At 37.9% G+C, this 22373-nt stretch carries 18 protein-coding genes and 2 tRNA genes; 19 read left to right on the top strand and 1 reads right to left on the bottom strand.

The window, feature by feature from the left end; translation table 11 throughout:
- Positions 1-500 precede the first annotated feature (500 nt).
- From AM608_RS11235 to AM608_RS11160, 16 genes are all read left to right on the top strand, one after another.
- Positions 501-1364, top strand: coding sequence for a sugar phosphate nucleotidyltransferase (locus tag AM608_RS11235; RefSeq protein WP_053581802.1), 864 nt, complete (start codon positions 501-503; stop codon positions 1362-1364).
- 139 nt (positions 1365-1503) lie between these two features.
- Entirely contained in the window at positions 1504-2547 is a 1044-nt protein-coding gene (locus AM608_RS11230) for a phosphotransferase enzyme family protein (RefSeq protein WP_053581801.1), read from the top strand.
- Positions 2548-2626: 79 nt separating this feature from the next.
- The gene (locus AM608_RS11225) at positions 2627-3454 is read left to right on the top strand and encodes an alpha/beta fold hydrolase (protein WP_053581800.1); all 828 of its coding nucleotides are present in this window, start codon (positions 2627-2629) and stop codon (positions 3452-3454) included.
- A gap of 124 nt (positions 3455-3578) precedes the next feature.
- Positions 3579-4736: a galactokinase gene (locus tag AM608_RS11220; RefSeq protein ID WP_053581799.1), complete on the top strand. Its 1158-nt coding sequence runs from the start codon at positions 3579-3581 to the stop codon at positions 4734-4736.
- 12 nt (positions 4737-4748) lie between these two features.
- A complete protein-coding gene (locus AM608_RS11215) occupies positions 4749-5816 on the top strand; it encodes an aldose epimerase family protein (protein WP_053581798.1) in 1068 nt (355 codons plus the stop codon).
- 39 nt (positions 5817-5855) lie between these two features.
- On the top strand, positions 5856-7439 hold the full coding sequence (locus AM608_RS11210; protein ID WP_053581797.1) for a UDP-glucose--hexose-1-phosphate uridylyltransferase: 1584 nt from the start codon (positions 5856-5858) through the stop codon (positions 7437-7439).
- A 562-nt stretch (positions 7440-8001) separates the two neighbouring features.
- Complete coding sequence (locus AM608_RS11205) at positions 8002-8952, top strand: leucine-rich repeat domain-containing protein (protein WP_253273482.1); 951 nt, start codon at positions 8002-8004, stop codon at positions 8950-8952.
- 250 nt (positions 8953-9202) lie between these two features.
- Positions 9203-9817, top strand: a complete 615-nt coding sequence (locus AM608_RS11200) for a hypothetical protein (RefSeq protein WP_002670978.1) — start codon at positions 9203-9205, stop codon at positions 9815-9817.
- Between the two features lie 744 nt (positions 9818-10561).
- Positions 10562-13078, top strand: coding sequence for a DUF5686 and carboxypeptidase-like regulatory domain-containing protein (locus tag AM608_RS11195; protein ID WP_053581796.1), 2517 nt, complete (start codon positions 10562-10564; stop codon positions 13076-13078).
- Between the two features lie 88 nt (positions 13079-13166).
- The gene (locus AM608_RS11190) at positions 13167-14171 is read left to right on the top strand and encodes an acyl-CoA reductase (RefSeq protein WP_053581795.1); all 1005 of its coding nucleotides are present in this window, start codon (positions 13167-13169) and stop codon (positions 14169-14171) included.
- 183 nt (positions 14172-14354) lie between these two features.
- Positions 14355-14426: transfer RNA gene (locus tag AM608_RS11185), tRNA-Glu, on the top strand.
- Between the two features lie 42 nt (positions 14427-14468).
- A tRNA-Glu gene (locus AM608_RS11180) sits at positions 14469-14540 on the top strand.
- A 70-nt stretch (positions 14541-14610) separates the two neighbouring features.
- Entirely contained in the window at positions 14611-14868 is a 258-nt protein-coding gene (rpsT, locus tag AM608_RS11175; RefSeq protein ID WP_002670974.1) for a 30S ribosomal protein S20, read from the top strand.
- Between the two features lie 83 nt (positions 14869-14951).
- Positions 14952-16070 carry a hypothetical protein gene (locus AM608_RS11170; protein ID WP_053581794.1) on the top strand — a complete coding sequence of 373 codons (1119 nt, stop codon included), beginning with the start codon at positions 14952-14954 and terminating at the stop codon, positions 16068-16070.
- Between the two features lie 19 nt (positions 16071-16089).
- Positions 16090-17877, top strand: a complete 1788-nt coding sequence (locus AM608_RS11165) for a VWA domain-containing protein (protein WP_053581793.1) — start codon at positions 16090-16092, stop codon at positions 17875-17877.
- 139 nt (positions 17878-18016) lie between these two features.
- Positions 18017-18640 carry a rhodanese-like domain-containing protein gene (locus AM608_RS11160; protein WP_053581875.1) on the top strand — a complete coding sequence of 208 codons (624 nt, stop codon included), beginning with the start codon at positions 18017-18019 and terminating at the stop codon, positions 18638-18640.
- A 92-nt stretch (positions 18641-18732) separates the two neighbouring features.
- Here AM608_RS11160 and panC read toward each other — a convergent pair whose 3' ends face one another.
- Positions 18733-19629, bottom strand: coding sequence for a pantoate--beta-alanine ligase (gene panC / locus AM608_RS11155; protein ID WP_053581792.1), 897 nt, complete (start codon positions 19627-19629; stop codon positions 18733-18735).
- 56 nt (positions 19630-19685) lie between these two features.
- Here panC and AM608_RS11150 point away from each other — a divergent pair, with 56 nt between their 5' ends.
- From AM608_RS11150 to AM608_RS11140, 3 genes are read left to right on the top strand one after another with little or no spacing between them, the layout of a single operon-like run.
- Positions 19686-20495: a glycogen/starch synthase gene (locus tag AM608_RS11150; RefSeq protein ID WP_009411690.1), complete on the top strand. Its 810-nt coding sequence runs from the start codon at positions 19686-19688 to the stop codon at positions 20493-20495.
- A gap of 7 nt (positions 20496-20502) precedes the next feature.
- Positions 20503-22029, top strand: coding sequence for a DUF4270 domain-containing protein (locus AM608_RS11145; RefSeq protein ID WP_053581791.1), 1527 nt, complete (start codon positions 20503-20505; stop codon positions 22027-22029).
- Positions 22030-22031: 2 nt separating this feature from the next.
- Positions 22032-22355 (top strand): translation initiation factor, encoded by a 324-nt coding sequence (locus AM608_RS11140; RefSeq protein WP_053581790.1) that lies wholly within the window; start codon positions 22032-22034, stop codon positions 22353-22355.
- Positions 22356-22373: the final 18 nt, after the last annotated feature.

The following is a 22373-nucleotide window of genomic DNA, read 5'->3' as shown; positions in this document are numbered from 1 at the left end:
TTTAATATATCTTTAACACCTCCTAAATGCCTGTTTCTCAACGTTTAATACAGTCGTTGTATACCAATCGTCCAAGATTCGTATAAGCTTCCTATAAGCTTTCTATAAGCTAAGTACACTAAACCATACCTTCAACATCTTTCTAAACCTTTCTAAAATCCTTCCCAAAACTTTCGTTTGTCCTCAAACTCCCAGCCCTTTCACTCCTCTTCCCGAGACTTTCAAAGTCCCCCCGAGATTCTCCGAAAAACTCCGGTACGTCGCTTTTGCGCTACACACTTAGCCAAAGTTTGAACTTTGGCTAAGTTAATTGGCATTACTGACATTATTGGCATTATCAAAACTCTTATAAAAGAACAAGTAACGGAAAGCATTTTTAAATTCTTCGTAAAAATTTCGTTATATTTTTTTCCAGATTACAAAATTATCCCTATCTTTGCCGATGCAAAATAAGTACATTCACTTATCAAGACTTTTATTTATTAAGAAATTAACTTTATATGACAACATTAGTAATTTTAGCGGCAGGTTTAGGAAGTCGCTTTGGTTCAGACAAGCAGTTAGAAAATATTCACAATGGCAACGCTTTGTTTGATTACGGTATTTACGACGCTCTACAAGCTGGTTTCGACGATGTAGTACTCATTATCCGTCGTGAAATCGACGATTTAGCACGCCAACACTTAGAAAATCGATTCAATAATGTGCCCATTACTTATGTATATCAAGACGATTTTAACCCAAAAGGCATCGAACGTAAAAAACCTTGGGGTACAGGGCACGCTATGCTTTGTGTAAAAGAGTTTGTAAAAAACCCATTCCTCATCATCAATGCCGATGATTACTATGGCAAAGAAGGCTTTCGTTTAATGTACGAAGCGCTCAATGCTGGTAAAGAAAAAACGTTCTTCTCAGGAGGATATCTACTAAAAAACACCCTTAGTGAAAACGGAACTGTTTCACGCGGCATCTGCGAAGTAGACGCCAATCATCACCTACTCTCTATCAACGAAGCTACCAAATTACGCAAAAACAGCAATACTACTGCTATCGATGAGGCTACGGGCACCGAGTATCCCCTAAGCACCTACGTATCTATGAACTTCTGGGGATTTACTCACGAAGTATTGGATATAGCCGACCGTTATTTCAAAGAATTTGTAGCTGAACATAAAGATGACCCTAAATCCGAATTTTATATCCCTATGGTAGTACAACACGCCATTAAGGATTACGGATATAAATTAGAAGTATTACCCAATCACGACAACTGGTTCGGTATGACCTATCACGAAGACCTCGCAATGGTACAAAACGAAATACAAAAACTCGTAGATAAAGGCGAGTACCCCGATAGGTTCTAATCATTTGAAGACTAAAAAGATAACAGCTTTCAACTTTGCCAAAGTTTGAAACTTTGGCAAAGTTCAATAATAAAATGTTTAACCCGTAAGAGATAATAAGTTTCTTACTTCTTATCTCTTACCTCTTACCTAAATAAAAATGAAAGAAATAGCCAATCAATTTAACTTAAAAGGAACCCTCCTTTCTGTGGAACCTTATGGCAACGGACACATCAACCGTACGTATTTGGTAAAAACCACCGATACAAATTATATCCTTCAAGGGATTAACAGCAATGTGTTCAAAACCCCTAATAGCATCATCAAAAACATCGAACTGCTTTGGGAAACTGAACCCAACAATCACGTGATTCTCCCGATGATGAAAGCTAAACAAGGAGGATACTCCGTAAATGCCGAGGGCATTGTATGGCGAGTATTCCCTTTTGCCGAAGGTTATACTTCTTATGAATTCATAGAAGCACCTTGGCAAGCCGAAAAAGCTGCCACCGCCTTTGCAACTTTTATGAAAACCTTTGCCAATATCGACACCTCTCGATTGCAGGCTACCATTCCTAATTTCCATAACGGAGATTTACGCTTCCAACAACTCGAAGAGGCTTACGCTCAGGCAACACCTGCACGCAAAGACAAAGCTGAAAAGCTATACGAATTTGCGCAAAAACACAAGGTAATTTTCGACCTTATCCAAAAAGAAGTAGACGAAAAGCGCATCCCCATTCGTGTAACTCACAACGACACCAAAATCAATAACGTACTCATCAATAAATCCAATCCCGATGATTTTAGAGTAATCGACCTCGATACAGTGATGCAAGGTATCTTACTCTACGATTTCGGCGATATGGTACGCACTTCGGTAAGCCCTACCGAAGAAAACGAAGCCGATGAAAGCAAAATCGTTTTCAATACCGAGTTCTTCGAAGCGCTCTGCAAAGGTTATTCAGTAATGAACCCTGTGATGACTCCCTCAGAGAAAAAACACATCGTCGACGGAGCCAAATATATGATATTCATTATCGGTATCCGTTTCCTCGCCGATTATTTTAATAACGATGTATACTTTAAAACCTCATATCCTGAGGAGAATTACATTCGTGCCCGCAACCAGTTCGTGCTCTTTCAGCGTTTGGAAGACAAAGAAAAAGAACTCAGAGCAATTGCTAAAAAGTACTTTAAATAGGTAATACAAACTTTTAGTTTGAAACTTTGCCAAAGTTAAAACCAAGCTAATTTTTAATTTAAAATCTATTTTTTTTACTATGAGAAATGTTTTTATAACCTCCCTTTTACTTATTTTGCCACTATCTACGTTTGGACAATCTCCATTCTCAGTGAAAAAAGTAGGAGAAAAAGGAAGTCCTATTTTGTTTATTCCAGGACTTGGCTGCTCCAGCGATGTCTGGCAAGAGACTGTACCTGCTCTGATCACTAACCACACTTGCTACCTGCTTACCTTAGCGGGGTTTGGAGGAATTACCCCTGTAAAGAATCCAAGTTTGGACTATTGGACAGATGCCATTATCTCCTATATCAAAAAGGAGAACATCCAAAAACCTACGATTGTAGGGCATAGCTTAGGGGGCATCCTTGCTATGAAAATAGCTGCTAAAGCCTCTGACCTACTTGATAGAATAGTGATTGTAGATGCTTTGCCTTGCTTGCCTTTGCTTTCTGATCCTAATTTTAAGATAACACCTAACAAGGATTGTACTCCTATGATCAAGGAACTTACAGCAATGTCTAAAGAAGACTTTGAGCGTTCGCAAATGGCTTCAATGATGTACTATACAACAAAGGAAGCCAAGAAGCCTACCATCGTTCAGTGGAGTGTAGCCTCAGATAGGGAGACCCTCGCCAAACTTGTGTGTGAAATCTCTAATACAGACCTCAGAGAGGAAATAAAACAGATAAAAGTGCCTGCCTTAGTGCTCTTAGAGTCCGTATTTACTTATTCAAAAGACAACATAAGAGATCAATATCAAAATTTATCTTTGAGAGACCTTAGATATGCCAATAAAGGGCTCCACTTTATTATGTATGATGACTTTGATTGGTATTTGACTCAGCTAAAATCCTTTATAAGATAAGAAATATATTGTCTCTACAAGAATCATATCTATTAGGAATTATCTTTGACAGCACTCCCTTTTTCCATTATATTATTTAATTAAGTAATTTCTAAACAAAACTAATAACTAAAATTAAAACTATATGAAACACTTAGAACAAAAGTTTCAAGAAGTTTTCGGTGCTCCTGCCGAAAAACAATTCTTCGCACCAGGACGTGTGAATCTCATCGGTGAACATACCGACTACAATGGCGGTAATGTGTTCCCTTGCGCTATCGACAAAGGTACTTACGGTCTCGTAAAAAAACGCAATGACCGCAAATTCCGTATGTATTCTGAAAACTTTGCTGACCTTGGCGTAATGGAGTTCACCCTCGACGAACTTACCAACGACAAAAAACACGATTGGGCTAACTACCCAAAGGGTGTGATTAAAATGTTCCTCGAAGCAGGACAAAAAATCGACTCTGGATTCGATATTCTCTTCTCTGGGAATATTCCTAATGGTGCAGGGCTTTCTTCTTCTGCTTCTATTGAGATGCTTACCGCTATTGTGCTAAAAGACCTCTTCCAACTCTCTATCGACCCTGTGGAAATGGCGCAATTAGGCAAGAAAACTGAAAACCTATTCATTGGGGTAAACTCTGGTATTATGGACCAATTTGCAGTAGCTATGGGTAAGAAAGACCACGCTATCCTCCTCGATTGCAACACACTCAAATATGCCTATGTCCCTGTGGTACTTAAAGATGAGGTAATCGTGATTGCCAATACTAACAAACGTCGTGGTCTCGCTGATTCTAAATACAACGAACGCCGTGCTGAATGTGATGAAGCCTTAGCCGAATTGCAAACTAAATTGCCTATCAAAGCCTTAGGAGAACTCTCTATTGAACAATTTGAAGCCAACAAAGACCTCATCAAGAGTCCCGTTCGCCAAAAAAGAGCTAAACACGCAGTATATGAAAACCAACGTACTCTTAAAGCACAAAAAGAGCTTTCAGCAGGTAATTTAGCTGAGTTTGGTAAGTTAATGAACCAATCGCACATTTCTTTGCGCGACGATTATGAGGTAACAGGCGTAGAACTCGATACTTTGGCTGCTCTTGCTTGGGAACAACCTGGGGTAGTAGGTTCACGTATGACGGGAGCAGGCTTTGGCGGTTGCACTGTAAGCATCGTGAAAAAAGACAAAGTAGACGACTTCATTAAAAACGTAGGCGAAGCTTACAAAAACAAAATAGGTTATGCTGCCGATTTCTATATTGCTTCTGTGAGCGACGGCGCTAAAAAACTATAAACAAGACAAAGTATGATAACCATCAACAAAAGCCTGTTCGGTACTCACAACGGACAGGCTGTCTATCAATATACCTTACAGAATGCGAACGGCTTTCGCGTGTCTGTTTTGAACTTAGGCGGTACTATTACCGAAATAGCTGTAAAAGACAAGCACAACGTACTGAAAAACGTAGTGTTAGGCTATGCTCATTTAGAAGATTACATAGGTAATGGCGCTTATAATGGAGCTACCATAGGGCGCACTTCAGGGCGTATTCACAACGCTACTTTCACTATCGACGGGAAAACCTATCATCTATTTAAAAACAATGGTGAAAACTCATTGCACGGCGGTAAAGAAGGTTTTAACAGTAAACTCTTTGAAGTTAAAGAGCTCGCTAATGGTTTAGAAATGCACTACACAAGTCCTGATGGTGAAGAAGGCTACCCTGCAAAGGTAGATTTCAAAGTGATTTACACTATCACTGAAGATAACAGTCTGCACATTGCTTACGAAGCCGTTGCCGATGCTAAAACCTACCTCAATATCACCAACCACAGTTATTTCAATCTTTCAGGTGATATGGAAATGAATGGCGATACCCAAGTACTACAAATCGCTGCTGATAATATTTGTGAATTGGCAGAAGGATTGATTCCTACCGGTAATTACATAGCTGTAGGAGGTACTACTTTCGACCTCCGCAAAGGTAAAGTTATCGCTGAGGGTATTGCCGAAGGGCACCCCCAATTCAAAATTACGCGCGCCTACGACCACCCTTTTGTGCTCAACCACAGCGGACTCAAAGGTGCTCCTCAGTTGGTATTGCATTCTCCTGACAGTGGTATTACTATGGAAGCCTATACTACCCAGCGTGTGGCTGTGATTTACACAGGTAACTTTTTAGATGATGTTCCTGTATTCGATAAGGTATGTACTGCCAAAGAAAAACCATCAAAAAACCCACGATTTGTAGGAGTAGCTATTGAGATGCAAGATTTCCCCGATGGCATCAATCAGCCGAAGTTTGGGGTAAAACCCTTAGAAAAAGGGGAAGTGTACAAGCAAGAAACCGTTTATAAGTTTCTTATTAAATAACGAATAGTCTTGTTAATTATTAATTGATAATTATTAATCGTGAAAGTTTATATTGAAGTAGAAAAGCTCATCAGTTATGCGGTTCTTCATAACTTGGTGAAGGAAGACGACCGTATTCTTGTTACCAATGCTGTTTTGGAAAGTATTGGTTGCGATAGTTATACCGAGTTTACAAAAGAAGAGCAAGCTCAAATCGCTAAAGAGGTAGCTCAGATAACTTATCCTACGGAAGTACTCGACCGCTTAGTGCAGTGGGCAGCTGAGAACGGCACCCTCACTACCGATACGCTTACTTTCCGCGACCTACTGAACTCTAAGATTATGGGACAGGTATTACCTCGTACTTCTGTGATTCGCAAAGACTTTTGGCATACTTACCAAAGGAGCAAAGAGCAAGCTACCCAACAGTTTTATGAGCTCAACAAGCAAAGTAACTACATACGCACCGATAGAATTGCTAAGAACATTCTGTGGGAACACAATAGCCCTTATGGCAATTTAGAGATTACTATCAACCTTTCTAAGCCGGAGAAAGACCCTCGTGATATTGCTGCCCAAAAAGATGTGGTAGCCACTAACTACCCAAAATGTTTGCTCTGTAAAGAGAACGAAGGCTATATGGGACGTGTAAATCACGCTGGTAGGCAAAACTTGCGCACGATTAAGCTGGATTTAGCCAATGAGGAATGGTTTTTCCAATACTCTCCCTATATCTATTACAACGAGCATTGTATCGTCTTTTCGAGTGAGCATCGCCCGATGAAGATTGACAAGGCTTGCTTTGAGCACGTATTGGGCTTTGTAGAGCAATTCCCTCATTACTTCCTCAGCTCTAATGCCGATTTACCTATTGTGGGAGGCTCTATCCTCTCACACGACCACTTTCAAGGTGGGCGACACGTTTTCCCTATGGAAAAAGCTACCATAAAAGAACGTGTGAGCTTTAAAGGTTTTGAAGATGTGGAAGCAGGTATTGTAAATTGGCCTATGAGCGTATTGCGATTGCGCGGTGAGAAAGACCGCCTCATCGCCTTAGCCGATGTAATCTTGCAATCGTGGATAAACTACAGCGATGAATCATTAGGCATCTACTCGCATACTGAGGGCGTGCGTCACAATACGGTAAACCCTGTGGCACGTTTTAAAAACGGCAAATATGAACTTGATTTGGCTTTGCGCAACAACCGCACCGATGCCCAGCACCCTATGGGTATCTTTCACCCTTACGAACATCTGCACAATATCAAAAAAGAGAATATTGGGATTATTGAGGTGATGGGCTTAGCGATTTTACCTGGTAGGTTAAAGACTGAAATGGCGAGCATTAAAACCTTGCTTAGTGAAGCTATTACAGCTGGTAACGCTTTCAGCACTGTATATTCCCAAATGAACGCTGACTCTGCTTTGCAAAAACACACTCAGTGGTTAGAACGTTACGTGAATACCTCCCCTACTCCACTTTCCATAGAGAACTTAGATAACTTTATTAATAGGAGTATAGGCGATACTTTCTGTGAGGTCTTGGAGAATTGTGGCGTGTTCAAACATACTCCAAAAGGAGAAGAAGGATTTAGGAGATTTGTTGCTCAGGTAAAGTGCGAGCCGCACGGACAGATTAATTAGCAAATGAGAAAATGAGAAAATAAGAGAATTAGTAGATGGGAGAATTAGTAGATGAGAATATTAGTGGGGCTATGAGTATCTTTAGTAACTCTGAGGAGTAATTGCTAACAACCGTGAATAATTTAGACATTAGTTATTTGTGGCTAATTGTGCTTTACCTTTTGTATTTTAACTGATAATAAATAACTTATCTATTAAACAATAAAAATAAATACTAAAATATTTGCATAGTATAAAAAATAGTCGTAATTATGCACCGAAAATAAGAACTCAAATCTATTTAAAGTAGATAACTAATAAAGACATAATATTAGCGTTTCGCTTTACATTTTCCTATTACAGAAATACGACCAATATTTTTATGCCAAGGAAAGTGAAGTGGAAATGCCTACGTTTACGTGGGCATTCCTTTTTACTTTGGCATACAGCCTTTGGTCGGGCTTCTGTAATAAGTAAAAAAGGAATGTTTCACGTTTTTTTTGCGCTAAAGTGAAAAATAAAGGCGTAAACCGAAAAGCCTATAATAGAGTAGGTAATAGCATTATAAAATTTTATCAAACAAATGAAAAAACTCATTTTAATAGTAGTAGCATTGTTAGGGACATTGGTACTAAACAGTTGTAGAAAAGAGACTGAAAGAATTATAGAAAGAGTAGAGGTGCAAAGAGGCAATCAAATTCTTTCAGGTATAGGTGCTCCTGCCGAAAGTATCGGTAATATAGGTGATTATTACCTCGACCTTTCCAATACCAATCTTTATGGAGCTAAAACCGCACAAGGTTGGGGTACCCCTATTAGTCTAAAAGGTATTCAAGGTGATAAGGGTGACAAAGGTGATAAGGGTGACAAAGGTGATAAGGGTGACAAAGGTGATAAAGGTGATAAAGGGGACAAAGGTGATACCCAAAATAATGGACAAAAAGGAGACAAAGGCGAGAAAGGTGACAAAGGCGAAAAAGGAGAACAAGGTATTGCAGGGCAAGATGGTTCAAAAATATATACAGGAACAACTACTCCTTCTAATAGTACAGGTAAGGAAGGTGATTGGTATATTGACACTCTAAACAAGCGTCTTTACGGACCTAAAAAAACACAAGAATGGGGAACGGATTATATAGATTTATCAGGTAGTTCTCCTCATATACGAGATCGGGATTATACTATAATTGATGCTGATAATAAAAAGTATTTAAAAAAATGGAACGACAAAGGTATTGATAAATTAGATATGAATAGTTCTCCAAAGTTAAAACAGGTTGAATGTATTGGAGTTTCTGCTTTTGAAGGCTGTTCAGAATTAGAAAGTGTTATCATAGGAGATAATGTGACTATTATTGAGGGTAAAGCTTTTGCTGGGTTAAACAAGTTAAAAAAAGTGATTATTAAAAATAAAATAAGCAAAATAGAATATTCTGCTTTTAGTGGGAATAATAATCTTAGGACAATAATCATAGAATCAGAAACACCTCCAAGTATTAATAATTCGTATCCCCCATTTCCTAATGTAGATTAGGTAGGGTATTTTATATATGTCCCTAAGAATAGTGTTGAGACTTATATAAATGCTTGGAGGAAACATAAATATTCAAGTAGAATTAAAGCTATGCAGGAATTAGAAAACTAAGTTTGTATATAAGAAGAAACGTGTTAGTAAAAACTCGTTTTTTTTTAATAGAAAGTTTTCTTCTATAGTAAGGACTTATCCATTAAAAGTAAAAAATAAGCTATATAAAATAAGTGTATAATCAAATAATTTTCAATAAATGGAAAGGGATAAATATTATTTTTTGTTTAGTAATTATACTCAGGAAAATGTTCTCTGCCGTTGTGTAGAAGTAGAACAGTATCCTAATGGAGAAGTTCAATATGGAGTGTTGTTACTTGATAAGAAAGAAAAAAGATGGAATAACTTTGAGTTTGAAGAGATTCCTATATCAAGCGTTCTACCTATATGTAACAGCTTTTCAGAAAAAAACATAGATAGTGAAAGAGGGTTACTATTATATCAGTTACATATAAATGGTTTGATTTGTATTGATATAATAGATATTGGTGTGGGAGTAATCAAAAAAAGTGAATGGGATTTTTTTGATAAGCTTTTAGAGAAAAAAATAAATTCAGACACTCTAACAGAGAAGGAAGAAAGTATCTTTTTATCTTCTTCGGCTGATGTAAATGACTTTTTTGAAAGATTAGCTGAGAAAAGCCTAAAATTATCCCAAGAGTCAAAAGACAAAATTATTGCACAAATAGATGTAAAAAAGCTACGGGAAAAATCAGAAGCTAGTGATCTATTACTTATGAAAGAAGATCCTATTTTGTGTGGTTACGTAAGAATGAATTACGAGACCTATATCAATGCACGTAAGAGCATATAAATTCGGGAGGTTAATTGTATTCCAATATTATTAACAACATTCAAAAACTTTGCCAAAGGAAGCAGCGTGTGCTACTTCCTTTGGTATTTTTTTATTATTAGGTAGGGATAAGTTTTTAGCATTAGAAAATTTGAAGATTGGAAAATTAGTAAATTAGGAAGTGGTAGAAATTAGTTGGAGAATGTCGGAGAGACTCAGATGGTTCGGACAAGTGGGATAAGTTGAGGAAGGGAGTAGGAGTTTTCGGAAGAAAACGGAATTTTTCAGAAGAGAGCTGAGAGGGATTTTGGTGAAAAAAGGCTATAAGGAAGGTATGGTTAGCTTATAGAGAGCTTATAGAGAGCTTATAGGAAGCTTATACGAATCTTGGACGATTGGTATAGAAAGGGTATATAAGTAGTTGATTCATACTGTAATACAGTAAGGCTAAAAATGGTAAAAACGGGGTTTCGAGGCGAAAGAAAGAGGAATAGGTGATAGGCCTTAGGCCATAGGCACTAGGAGGGAGTATGACGAAAAAGGGAAGTTATGACGAGGGACGAATGACGAATGAAGAGGGACGGGGGTGACGAATGACAAAGGAACAATAGACGAAAAATGAGGGTTTTATTTTCGTGAAAGGCAGGTCTACAAAAAATAAGAGTTTATAATAATATACAGTAGATTTGGTTTTAGAAAAGTAGCATTCTGTATATTATTTTTATTATTTTTTATATCTTTGCATTTTAAAAGTGATTTTATACGATGAAAAAACGCTTCTTACTGCTCCTTTTATTCGGTTTAATGCTCTGTCTTACAAAAGTATGGGGGCAGACACACGTGTCGGGTAAAGTGATTGATGAAAACGGTAACCCCGTAGCTTATGCCAATGTGATTTTTGCAAAGACTACCATTGGAGCTTATACCGACGACCAAGGGCGGTTTTCTCTGTATTCGGAGAAAAGACAGAAGGATTTGGAAGTCTCACTTATAGGATACAACACTAGGAAAATACATTTAGACAAAGACAACACCAAAGATTTGGTAGTGGTATTGGTGGAAGGGGAATTGCTTGAAGAGGTAACAGTTGTAGCGAAACCTACTAAGGCACTTTCTAAAAAAGAGAATCCTGCCTATACCGTATTGCAAGGTATTTGGAAGAATAAAAAGAAGCGTGGACTGCAAAACGCTACGGCGTATCAGTTTAAAAAACACAGTACAACGGAATTGGGGGTGAACAACCTCGATACCATCTTCTTAAAAAAGGCTTTAGGAAAGGAATATGACACCATCAGGCGTATTCTTTCTGAGAAGAAATACAAAGAGACCTTCTCTCTGCCAATGTATCTCACTGAAAAAATAGAAACGGTTTACGGCAACAATCAGTTGGGGAAAAAGCGAGTAGACATAGAAGCTGAACGTGCTCAAGGGATTGTACAACAAGGATTTGGATTGGAACGCGTAAGTCAGTCGTTTGACGATTTTGATATTTACGACAATACTTATATGATACTGAACAAGCCCTTTGTGAGTCCGTTAGCAGAGTTTGGTTATGGCGTATATCTGTACGTGCTGAGCGATACGATTCAGAGAGACGACCGCTCGTTCTATCGCATCAACTTTTTTCCTCGTGATGACCAAGATTTAGCATTAGAGGGAAAGTTTGAAGTAGACACTAAGACTTATATAGTGAGTTCGATACAGATGCATACTACGGCTAAAACGAATATCAACTTAGTACGTGGACTTTCTTTTGAAAAATACTTTACCATTGCTAACGACAGTATTTACCTTCCTGAACACGAAATACAAGAAGGAGACTTTACGCTCCTGACGAAGAAAGACGAAGAAAAGGGATTGTATGTAAAGAACTACATCACTTTTTCGGATATTGTTCTCAACAAGCCTAAACCTGCTAATTTTTATGACGAGCAGGTGGTAAAGGTAGCGAAAAATCAGTTTTACAAAGACGATAGTTATTGGGACGCAAATACCTTAGGAGGGGCAGACCTCACTAAAACGAAAGTTCTGATTCGGGAAGTGGGGAGCAATAAACGCATCAAGATGATAGGTGATGTAACTGATATCGTGACGTCGGGCTATATTCCTATTGGCAATTATATGCAGTTTGGCAGGTTTTGGCAAACTTTCTCGAGCAACAACGTAGAGGGTTTACGGCTAAGAGCTGGCTTTCGTTCGTTCTTCTCTACCGATGACCGCTTCCGCACCTATGTATACGGAGCTTATGGGGTGAGAGACAAAGAGTTTAAATACGGTATCAGTGGTAAATACCTTATCTCTCACAGTCCGCGTATTACCTTTGGAGCAGGCTATCAGAACGACAATTTGCAATTGGGTACCTTTGTGATGCACGACGATACCAAATTAGATTTTGAAAATACTACCAACTTTATCATTGCACGTGGTGAGAACTATTATCTTACTCGCAACAGAAAAGTACAAGGTGTTATTAACTATGATATTGTGCCTAACTTGCAGTTTTCGGTATTTGGTACTTACCAAAAACTCACTTCGGCAAGCGAAGAGAACTTCCTCATTGCCTACCGAAACCCCAAGACAGGCGAGGAAATTCACGAATACGACAACTTTTATACAGGGGCACAATTTACCTTTACCCCCAACAGAAAGGTATTTGGCTATGGGGTGGAACAGCGTTATGGCAAAAAGCTCTTCCCGATGTATACCCTTAAATACTCTAAAGGCGTAGACGGTGTATTAAATAGTAAGTTTGATTACGACAAAGTACAAACGATACTCTATAAACCAATTCCGCTTTTCGGGTACGGTATTTTTCACGCTACGGTGGAAGCAGGGAAGGTATTCGGTACAGCACCTCTGATAGCACTAACTCCTACTCCTGCAAACCAATCGTATTCATCAGCTCCTAACACTTTTGCGCTTTTAGATTACTACGATTTCATTACCGACACCTATATCAATGGATATTTTGAGCATCATTTTGATGGTTTCTTGTTCAACCGCATTCCTTTTTTGCAAAAAACGCGCTTTAAGAGTTTAATATTTGGACGATTTGCTTACGGAACACTCTCTGACAAGAACAAACAAGCTAATATTACCAATATTATATTCAATTCACCTGAAAAATTGTATTGGGAATACGGATTTGGGATTGAGAACATAGGGTTAGGAAACTTTCGCTTTATACGAGTAGATTTCGTATGGCGCAACGATTTCAATGATGTGAATGGGGTGCGTAATCCTAAGTTTGGCGTACGGATTGGGATAGTACCATCGTTTTAGGTAAAAGGAAAAGGAAAAGCGAGCAAGGGCTCACAGCTGGGTATGTGAGCAAAAGGCAAAAAGTAAAAAGTAAAATAGATACTTTCTAATGAAGCAACAAAATATAAACAACTTAGTTCGGTTAGGAGAACTACTTTCTAAAACCGAACAATTCAACGATATATTTGATAAAGCAGAACAGCAGAACAGTTGGTTTACGCGTGCTAATGTAATATTTGCCTTTAAATCGTGGAGTGAAGCCCTCAGCAAAAACAATGTACAACAATGGCTGTCGCAATATCAATTACCACAAACTACTTCGCCTAAAAAAATATTGATTATAATGGCTGGTAATCTGCCTTTGGTAGGCTTCCACGATTTGTTGTGCGTATTGGTAGCAGGGCATAAGGCAATAGTGAAGCTCTCCAGCGACGACTGCGTACTACTTCCCTACCTTATAAAACAGATAAGGGCTTTTGCTCCTGAATGGGCAGAAGCGGTAGCTTTTACAGATGATAAAGTAACTGAATACGATGCCGTAATAGCTACGGGTAGCGATAATACCGCACGCTATTTTGAGTATTACTTTGGCAAGAAACCCCATATTATAAGGAAAAACCGCCATTCAGTAGCCGTACTTACAGGTAAAGAAACACCTGAGGAATTGCAGGATTTAGGTAAAGACATCTTTTTGTATTACGGCTTGGGTTGCCGAAGTGTTTCTAAACTATTTGTACCCCAGGGGTATGATTTCGACCTATTATTTCAGGCTATCTACCCATATAAAGACATTATTGAAGAACAAAAATACGCCAATAACTACGACTACAACAAAGCCGTTTACCTAATGAGCTTGTATAAACTACTCGAGAACGGTTTCTTACTGCTGAAAGAAGACGAACATTACGGTTCACCTATTGCGACTCTTTTCTATGAATATTACACCAATAAAGAAGCTCTAAAAAAGAAATTAGCAACCGACAAAGAAAAGATACAATGTGTAGTAGGTCATAATTTTATAGATGGTGAAATACCCTTCGGGCAAACGCAGACTCCTAAACTATGGGATTACGCCGATGGTGTAAACACGCTTACGTTTTTACTAAATTTGTAACAGCTAAATAAAAAGAATTGTTTACATAGAAAAAACACAGATTAACAACCTACTAACTATAAGACACTTAAGAAATAATTTTAGCGTTTTAGTAAAAAAAATGTTCAAAAATATTGCAGGTATAAAAAAAAGTAGTACTTTTGCCACCGCATTAAAGGAGAAGTAGTGCTTTAATGGCAGAATGGTCCGTTCGTCTAGGGGTTAGGACGCAAGGTTTTCATCCTTGTAACAGGGGTTCGATTCCCCTACGGACTACAAGCATATATTAAGTTTTTTGGATTAAACAATAATTTTCAAGGTCCGTTCGTCTAGGGGTTAGGACGCAAGGTTTTCATCCTTGTAACAGGGGTTCGATTCCCCTACGGACTACTAAATGCAACTATTAGAAGTATCTTCAAAAGGAAAGGTACGGCGATAAAAATAAAACTAATAAAGGAAAATGGCAAACCATAAATCAGCATTAAAAAGAATCAGAAGAAACGAAGCAGCTCGTTTACGCAATCGTTATCAACACAAGACGGCTCGTAACGCCGTGAGAAAACTACGCGCTTTGGAAAATGTAGAAGAAGCCAAAGCTCTTTTCCCTAAAGTAGTTTCGATGATTGATAAACTTGCTAAGAGAAATATTATTCACGCTAATAAAGCGGCGAATTTAAAGAGCAGTTTAGCTAAACATATTAACAAGTTAGCTAAATAGTCATTTAGGTTTTAGATTTATCACTAATAGCCAGATTTATGTAAGTAAGTCTGGCTTTGGTGTTTTCAGTAATACAAGAGGTTATGAAGTACAGATTTTATATATTATTCAGTTTATTAACGTGTTTCATTTCGTGTAATGACGACAAAGAGACTAACAAAACAAGGCAAGTGCACAAAGTTAAATCAATTGACTTTGAGGAGTTCAAATTGATAGACCTTACCCCTAAAGCTCAAGAGGATATGAAGCATTGGAAGAGTTTTCAATCGCTGATGCAGGTGATTGTTTCGATGGCTCCTGCCAAGATTAAAAACACAGATGATTTAATGCTCTCAAACCCCGATAGCCTCTTGGTGTACAGTAGACTGTACCCTATCAACTCTAAAACTGAAAACATCAATAGCTTAGTAGAACGTGATTGGCGAGCTCCCGCAGAGGCTTCGAAAGACACTGTTTTTAGGTTTGAAAAGAAAAAGAACAATGAGGTAGCCTCTTTACAATGGAGTAGATTTTTGGTAGCAAACATTCCTTATACTTTTTCTGTAGTTTTAAAAAAAGTAAACTATCCAAAAGTAAATCTAAATTTCTCAGAGTCCAATAGCGATGAACTATCGGCAACTTTTGCATTAGATACGCTTAACTCCTCGACAAGCAACGTAAAAAAGACCGGCCTAGAAGACGATTGGAACAGATATCAGATTACTTTTTCACCTAAAAAATCTGCTCCTTACACTATAAAACTTTCCTTAGATGAGAATGCTAAAGAGAATGACAATGTAATTCTGTATCGTTCTGTTTTAGAACTTCCTGCTAAATACTTTCACAAAGTAGGACAGTATTCGGACAAGATTGTGGGGGAACATTCAGAAGTAGAGAGCTCTTATTATTCAGTATTCTTTTGGTTGGTGCAGATAGAAGATGCTTTACGAGAATTACTCAGCGATGACGCTACCTTCCCTGAAAAGATAAATGTTCCTACTGTAAAGGCACGTCTTAGACTTTTCCAAACACAGATAAAAGCTTTAGCTGACAATGTAAAGAACAATCCAGATTTTAAAGAAGAAGAGCTCAAAAGCAATATTTCGCTATTAGGACAAACGTTTAACAGTGTGATTGCGCGTATCAATAACATCTACGGAAACGACTTAGAAGAACGAATGAAGTTTATTGGTACACAAGACACTGATAGCATACCTAAATAAACCTTATTAATTTTATCATATGAAACGAATACTAATTTTATTTTTCTTTGCACTGACCACACTGTATGCACAAGAGTACGAAGTAACAGGTACTGTTACTGATGACGCTAAAGACCCATTACCTGGTGTTTCGATAGTAATTAAAGGAACTACCCAAGGTACTCAAACTGATTTTGATGGTAAATACACTATCAAAGTAAAGAATGGTGATATCTTAGAGTTTTCTTATATAGGAATGAAAATCAAACAAGTGAAAGTTACTGGACAGAAGATTATCAATGTAGTTTTAGAAGAAGATAATGTTACACTTCAAGAAGTGGTGATAACAACAGGTTATGTAGGTAAACGTAATAGAAAAAAAGATAAACAAAAGAAAGCTGTTACTTATGACATTTATGAACCCTCTCGCGAAACTTATAAAGCGATAGATGAAAGTGGCTTTAAAAGTACAGCTACAGATCCCGTAACTACTTTCTCTGCCGATGTGGATAAAGCTTCCTACAGCAATGTGCGCCGTATGATCAACTATGGGCAAAAACCTGATGAAGATGCAGTACGCATAGAGGAACTTATTAATTATTTTGATTATAACTATACACCTCCAGCCGAAGGTAGTAAAGCACCTCTCAATGCTACAACAACGCTAAGTAGCTGTCCTTGGAATCCTGATAATTATTTGTTGCGCATTGGATTACAAGCAAAGAAAATAGATCTTACCAAAGCGCCACCTTCTAATATAGTGTTTCTAATAGACACCTCAGGTTCTATGGACTCACCTAACAAGATGCCGTTGCTAAAAGCATCGTTCAAATTGCTTTTGGATAATTTACGTTCAGAAGATAGGATAGCGATTGTAGTTTATGCGAGCCAAACAGGAGTTTTACTACCTTCCACCTCAGCTAAAGAGAAGAAAAAAATATCTAAAGTGATAGACGATTTGGTAGCTAGTGGGTCTACTGCAGGAGGAGCTGGATTGCAAACCGCTTACAAAGTAGCCAAAAAGAACTTTTTGCCCAAAGGCAATAACCGTATTATCTTAGCAACCGATGGCGATTTCAATGTGGGAATTTCTTCACGTGATAAGTTGCAACGTTTGGTAGAAGAGGAACGTAACAATGGTATATACATTTCGGTATTAGGCTATGGTATGGGAAATTACCGTGATGATATGGCAGAGACTATTGCCGATAAAGGAAATGGTAACTATGCTTATATCGATAATCTTACCGAAGCCAAAAGAGTATTAGTGAATGAATTTGGCGGTACATTTTACACCGTAGCTAAAGATGTGAAATTGCAGTTAGAATTCAATCCCCAATACGTGAAAGAATACCGATTGGTAGGCTATGAAAACCGCGCCTTAGCCAATGAAGATTTTGAAGACGACAAGAAAGATGCTGGTGAAATAGGTGCTGGGCATACCGTAACTGCTTTATATGAATTGGTACCTGCCAAAGGCGCTACAACCGATGGGTTGCGCTATCAAAAACAAGTAGAAAAAGGATTTGCTAACGAATTAGCTTTCCTCAAAATACGCTATAAAGACCCTATAGTAAAAGATGCTAAAAGCGTAGAAGAAAGCACTCCTATCCCTTTTACACTTACTGAGTTCGCTAAAACAGATGATGATTACCGCTTTGCATCAGCCGTAGCTGAATGGGGAATGCTCTTAAGGAACTCTAAATATAAAGCTAAATCCTCATACTCTCAGGTACTTGACTTGGCTAAAAACGCTATAGGTAAAGATGAGGAAGGCTACCGAAAGGAGTTTATCCGATTAGTGGAAGTTTCGGAGAAACTGAAGTAATGAGCTAATGAAGGCCTCACCTCACTTCACATACTCTGCTCTCGCAGACTTCTCCAAAGGAGAGGAAACAATTCATAAAAACGAGTATTTACGGAGCAAAATTGTTCTAACGCTAAGCTATATAATAAAATTAATCTTTATGAAGTATTCAATGACCTTAGGGATACTTTTGCTTGTAACAATTACAGCAAAATCCCAAACGCTCGCCGAGCGTATCAACGCTAAAAATGTAACTTTAATAGATGTGCGTACTCCAAAAGAATACGCCGCGGGGACTGCTGAAGGAGCCATTAATATTCCTTTGGAAGAGATGGGTGCCCGATGGCAAGAACTAAAAGGAAAAGAAAATATCGTTCTCTTTTGCCGTCGCGGTATACGCGCTGGCAAAGCACAGGACATTCTTAAAATGCACAACATTACGGTTGTGAATGCCAAAACAGTAGAACACGTAAAATCGTTACAGAAAGTAAACTTAGCCGATAAGCTCACTTTTAAGACTGATAAACCTACTACTTATTTTGTAAAAGATGGTAAAAATGTGAGACAAGTAGCCATAGCTTTAGGTGAAGGAGGAGTGCTGAAAAAACACACTACCAGTATCCCTGCAACCCTTATTATGGTGAAAGGAACTGTACGTTTTCTTATCAATGGAGAAGAAATTGTGCTCAAAGACCTCGATACCTATCAAATACCCGTAGATGTAGAGCACGAAGTGATAGGAGTAGAGAAAGAAAATGTATTTATAGTTACGAAGGGAAATTAATCAATTAGCTATTTACAAAATATATCTCTTTGCCAAAGCTCGTAGCACCAGAGACTATCAGAGCTTTGGCAAAGTTTTTTATTACTTTTTAGTTAAAAAGCAAGGTTATCAATCAATCTTACTCCCTCGGCGTGTACTACTATAAAAGCACGGTAGTCTTTACCTGCTTCTTTTTTGGTAATAGGTTGCAAAGTATGCGCATCGGTAATGGTAAAATATTCTAAGGTGAAGTCGGGCTGTTGAGCAAAGACTCCTTTTACCCAGATTTCTATTTCAGCAGGGCTATGAGTAGCAAAACGTTCTTTGGCAGCGAGTAGAGTGCTGTAAATAATGGTAGCACGCTGTTTCATTGGCTCGCTGAGGAGAGCATTGCGGGAGCTGAGAGCCAAACCATCGGCATTGCGCACGATTGGGCAAGGAACAATGGTTACTGGCAAGCCCGTTTGTCGTACCATTTGCTGAATAATAAGCAGTTGTTGGTAATCTTTTTCACCAAAATAAGCTCTATCGGGCATTACAATCTCAAAAAGTTTTTTAACAATCGTACCTACACCATCGAAATGACCAGGGCGAGAAGTACCTTCCATCACTTTGTCTAATCCTGCAAAGTCAAAAGGTTCAGCGACTACTTCTTCGCCATAAATATCGGCTACGGTAGGGGCAAAAATGAATATCTCTTTACTGAACTGAGCAATCTTCTGAGCATCGGCTTCTAAGGTACGCGGGTATTTTTGCAAATCGGTAGGGTTGTTAAACTGCGTAGGGTTCACAAAAATGCTCACTACCACTATATCATTCTCTTGTTTAGCTTTTTTTACGAGTGATAAATGCCCGTCGTGTAAAGCGCCCATAGTGGGCACTAATCCAATCGTTTTTCCTTGATTTTTAAGGGTTTCCAATAGGTTATGGAGTTCCTTTTGGTGTGTGTAAATCATCGGTATCAAATCTTTTTTGGGTGCAAACTTATATAAAATTATGGATATGTGCATAATTTTTTGTACTTTTGTGCCTTCTAAGAGCTAATTAAAATAACTAATTACTTTTTATGAAAGATAAAAAAGTACTCTACGTATCGTCGGAAGTGTTGCCTTATTCGCCCTATAGTGAGTTGGCAAAGATGTCATTTGAAGCCCCGAGAATGGTGAATAACAATGGAGGGCAGATACGTATTTTTATGCCCAAGTTTGGTAATATCAATGAGCGACGTCATCAGTTGCACGAGGTGATACGCCTTTCGGGGATGAATATTATTATCAATGATATTGATGTACCTCTGATTATTAAAGTAGCTTCTATCCCTAAGGAGCGCATACAGGTTTATTTTATTGACAACGATGAATATTTCAGGCGCACTGGCACACTCTTTGATGGAGAAAACAATATGTACCCAGACAACGATGAGCGTTGTATTTTCTTTGCTAAAGGTATTGTAGAAACTGTTAAAAAACTCAATTGGTTACCCGATATTATTCATATACACGGTTGGGCATCGGCTTTGTTGCCTCTTTACTTGCGCACCTATTACAAAGATGAACCTATCTTTTCAGAAAGTAAGATTGTTACCTCAGTATTCGATAGCGATTATGAGGGGGCTTTGGACAGTACGCTTATCAATAAAGTGGCTTTTGATGGTATTAGTAAAAAGACGGTAGACCCGCTAAAAAATCCTACTTATTACAATTTGATGCGTGTCGCTATCAAATATTCAGATGGAGTTGTAGTGGTGAGTGAAGATATGCCTGAGGATTTCCAAACCTACCTAAAAAATCTAAGAAAGCCTGTTCTTTACAACAGTGATAAGGAAACTTTCCAAGATTCTTACCGCGAATTTTACACTAAAATATTAAAGAAATAACAAACGAATGAATAACATACAGAAGATTTTATTTTTTGCTACTATAGTAACACTTTTCAGTGCGTGCTCAAGTAATGATTTTAACGAGATAGATGGTGGACTGCTAAAAAATCCTAATTTTGACACTAATGTATTTACAGCTACTATTCAGGTAAACCAAGTAAAAGAAAGTGCAGTACAAACTAACGGTTTAGGAGGATACTTATTAGGACAGTATAGCCAAGTTCCGTTTGGTACCAAATCGGCTACCATAGTGGCACAAGTAACATTACCAGCTGTTAATCCGACTTTTGGAACTAAAACACAAGCCTCTGAAAATAGTGAGAACAAATCGGAAAATGAAACCGTTACAGAAGCGTATCTATACATTCCTTTCTTCAATCCGAATAGTTCTAATAGCAACGCTTCTTACTCTCAAAATGTAGAATATACGTTAGATTCTATCTATGGGAATAGAGATGCGAGCTTTCAAGTAAATGTGAGAGAACTGAACTATTTTTTAAGTGATATTGATACGGATCTCAATGCTAAAATATATTATTCAAACGACACTAATATTACAAGTAATTTAGGTGCTTCTATTGTGTCTAACACTACTAGTACTTACACTATCAGTAATAAAGCTATTACTCGCTATCAGTTTGACAACCCACAAACAAGTGAAGATGAGAGTAAAAAAGTACAAGATGTATTAGCACCAGGGTTGCGTATTCCACTAAGCACAAATTTCTTCCAAACAAAAATTATCAACAAGGAAGGCAGTAGCGAACTTGCTAACGCTAATGAATTTAAAAAATATTTTAAAGGGATTAGTGTCAGTACTTCTAACTTTTCAAAGGATTTAATGATGCTCCTAAATATGGCAAATGCAAAAATAGAGATTGTATATAGCTATAAAACTTCAGGAACGAATTCTACAACTACAGAAACTCGTAAAAATCGTTATGAACTTTCACTGAATGGCATTACAGTAAACTTATTTAACAATTCAGGAGAGAGTTTAACTGATAGCAGTAAAATATATCTCAGTGGAGCTTTAGGACAAACAGCTTCTATTACTATTTCGGATACAGATATTGCTCATATTAAGTCGCAAAAACTAATGGTAACCGATGCGAGTTTATTGTTATATGTGGATAATTCAGTAAGCTATACAAAAGAGCCTGAACGCCTCTTTATCTATAACACCCAAACAGGAGCTGTACTTGTAGATTATCAGTACGACCCAACATCAAATGCTGATTCGTCTACTTATTCATATCTCTATCACCTAGGAAAATTGCAAAAAGAAAACGGGAAAGGAGCTTTTTACCAATTGAGGATTACCAATCATATTTTAAATCTGGTTAATGAAATAGGAACAAATGTACCTTTAGGAATAGTAATAGCTTCTAATGTGAAAAACACTAACTTAGGAGCATATTTGAGAAACACTAATACAAAAGGAAAAATACCATCTTCAGCAGTGGTTACTCCTTTGGGTACTGTTATAAAAGATGTAAAATTGCGTATCAGCTACACTCAACCTAAATAGTGATGGATTTAAGAGATCAGTTAAAATCACTTTTCCCTGACCATATAGAAGAGGAGATACCTCAAGAAGCTCCTTCTAATATTTGGTTGCAGGAAGAGCCTTTACTATGCAAATACGAAAAACGCAAAGGAAAACCCGTAACCGTAATTGAGGGCTATAATGGCGCAGAAGCCGATTTTAAGATTTTGGCTAAAGAACTTAAAACGTACCTTGGGGTAGGGGGAACTGTGAAAAACGATACTATCCTCATACAAGGTGATTACCGCGACACTATTATGCAACTTCTCAAAGAAAAAGGGTTTAAGGTGAAGCGCATAGGCGGTTGAAAACAATTGACAATTCAT

The organism is Capnocytophaga sp. oral taxon 323, from assembly GCF_001278825.1.
Taxonomy (GTDB): domain Bacteria; phylum Bacteroidota; class Bacteroidia; order Flavobacteriales; family Flavobacteriaceae; genus Capnocytophaga; species Capnocytophaga ochracea.
The sequence above is the reverse complement of the archived record's forward strand: the minus strand, read 5'-3'. Positions and strand labels throughout refer to the sequence as shown.

Coding starts and splice junctions, on each gene's coding strand:
- AM608_RS11195 (WP_053581796.1), top strand. CDS start 10,562: ATGAAAAAACGCTTCTTACTGCTCCTTTTATTCGGTTTAATGCTCTGT.
- AM608_RS11160 (WP_053581875.1), top strand. CDS start 18,017: ATGAAGTATTCAATGACCTTAGGGATACTTTTGCTTGTAACAATTACA.
- AM608_RS11165 (WP_053581793.1), top strand. CDS start 16,090: ATGAAACGAATACTAATTTTATTTTTCTTTGCACTGACCACACTGTAT.
- rpsT (WP_002670974.1), top strand. CDS start 14,611: ATGGCAAACCATAAATCAGCATTAAAAAGAATCAGAAGAAACGAAGCA.
- AM608_RS11150 (WP_009411690.1), top strand. CDS start 19,686: ATGAAAGATAAAAAAGTACTCTACGTATCGTCGGAAGTGTTGCCTTAT.
- AM608_RS11205 (WP_253273482.1), top strand. CDS start 8,002: ATGAAAAAACTCATTTTAATAGTAGTAGCATTGTTAGGGACATTGGTA.
- AM608_RS11200 (WP_002670978.1), top strand. CDS start 9,203: ATGGAAAGGGATAAATATTATTTTTTGTTTAGTAATTATACTCAGGAA.
- AM608_RS11145 (WP_053581791.1), top strand. CDS start 20,503: ATGAATAACATACAGAAGATTTTATTTTTTGCTACTATAGTAACACTT.
- AM608_RS11170 (WP_053581794.1), top strand. CDS start 14,952: ATGAAGTACAGATTTTATATATTATTCAGTTTATTAACGTGTTTCATT.
- AM608_RS11140 (WP_053581790.1), top strand. CDS start 22,032: ATGGATTTAAGAGATCAGTTAAAATCACTTTTCCCTGACCATATAGAA.
- AM608_RS11230 (WP_053581801.1), top strand. CDS start 1,504: ATGAAAGAAATAGCCAATCAATTTAACTTAAAAGGAACCCTCCTTTCT.
- AM608_RS11215 (WP_053581798.1), top strand. CDS start 4,749: ATGATAACCATCAACAAAAGCCTGTTCGGTACTCACAACGGACAGGCT.
- AM608_RS11190 (WP_053581795.1), top strand. CDS start 13,167: ATGAAGCAACAAAATATAAACAACTTAGTTCGGTTAGGAGAACTACTT.
- AM608_RS11220 (WP_053581799.1), top strand. CDS start 3,579: ATGAAACACTTAGAACAAAAGTTTCAAGAAGTTTTCGGTGCTCCTGCC.
- panC (WP_053581792.1), bottom strand. CDS start 19,629: ATGCACATATCCATAATTTTATATAAGTTTGCACCCAAAAAAGATTTG.
- AM608_RS11225 (WP_053581800.1), top strand. CDS start 2,627: ATGAGAAATGTTTTTATAACCTCCCTTTTACTTATTTTGCCACTATCT.
- AM608_RS11235 (WP_053581802.1), top strand. CDS start 501: ATGACAACATTAGTAATTTTAGCGGCAGGTTTAGGAAGTCGCTTTGGT.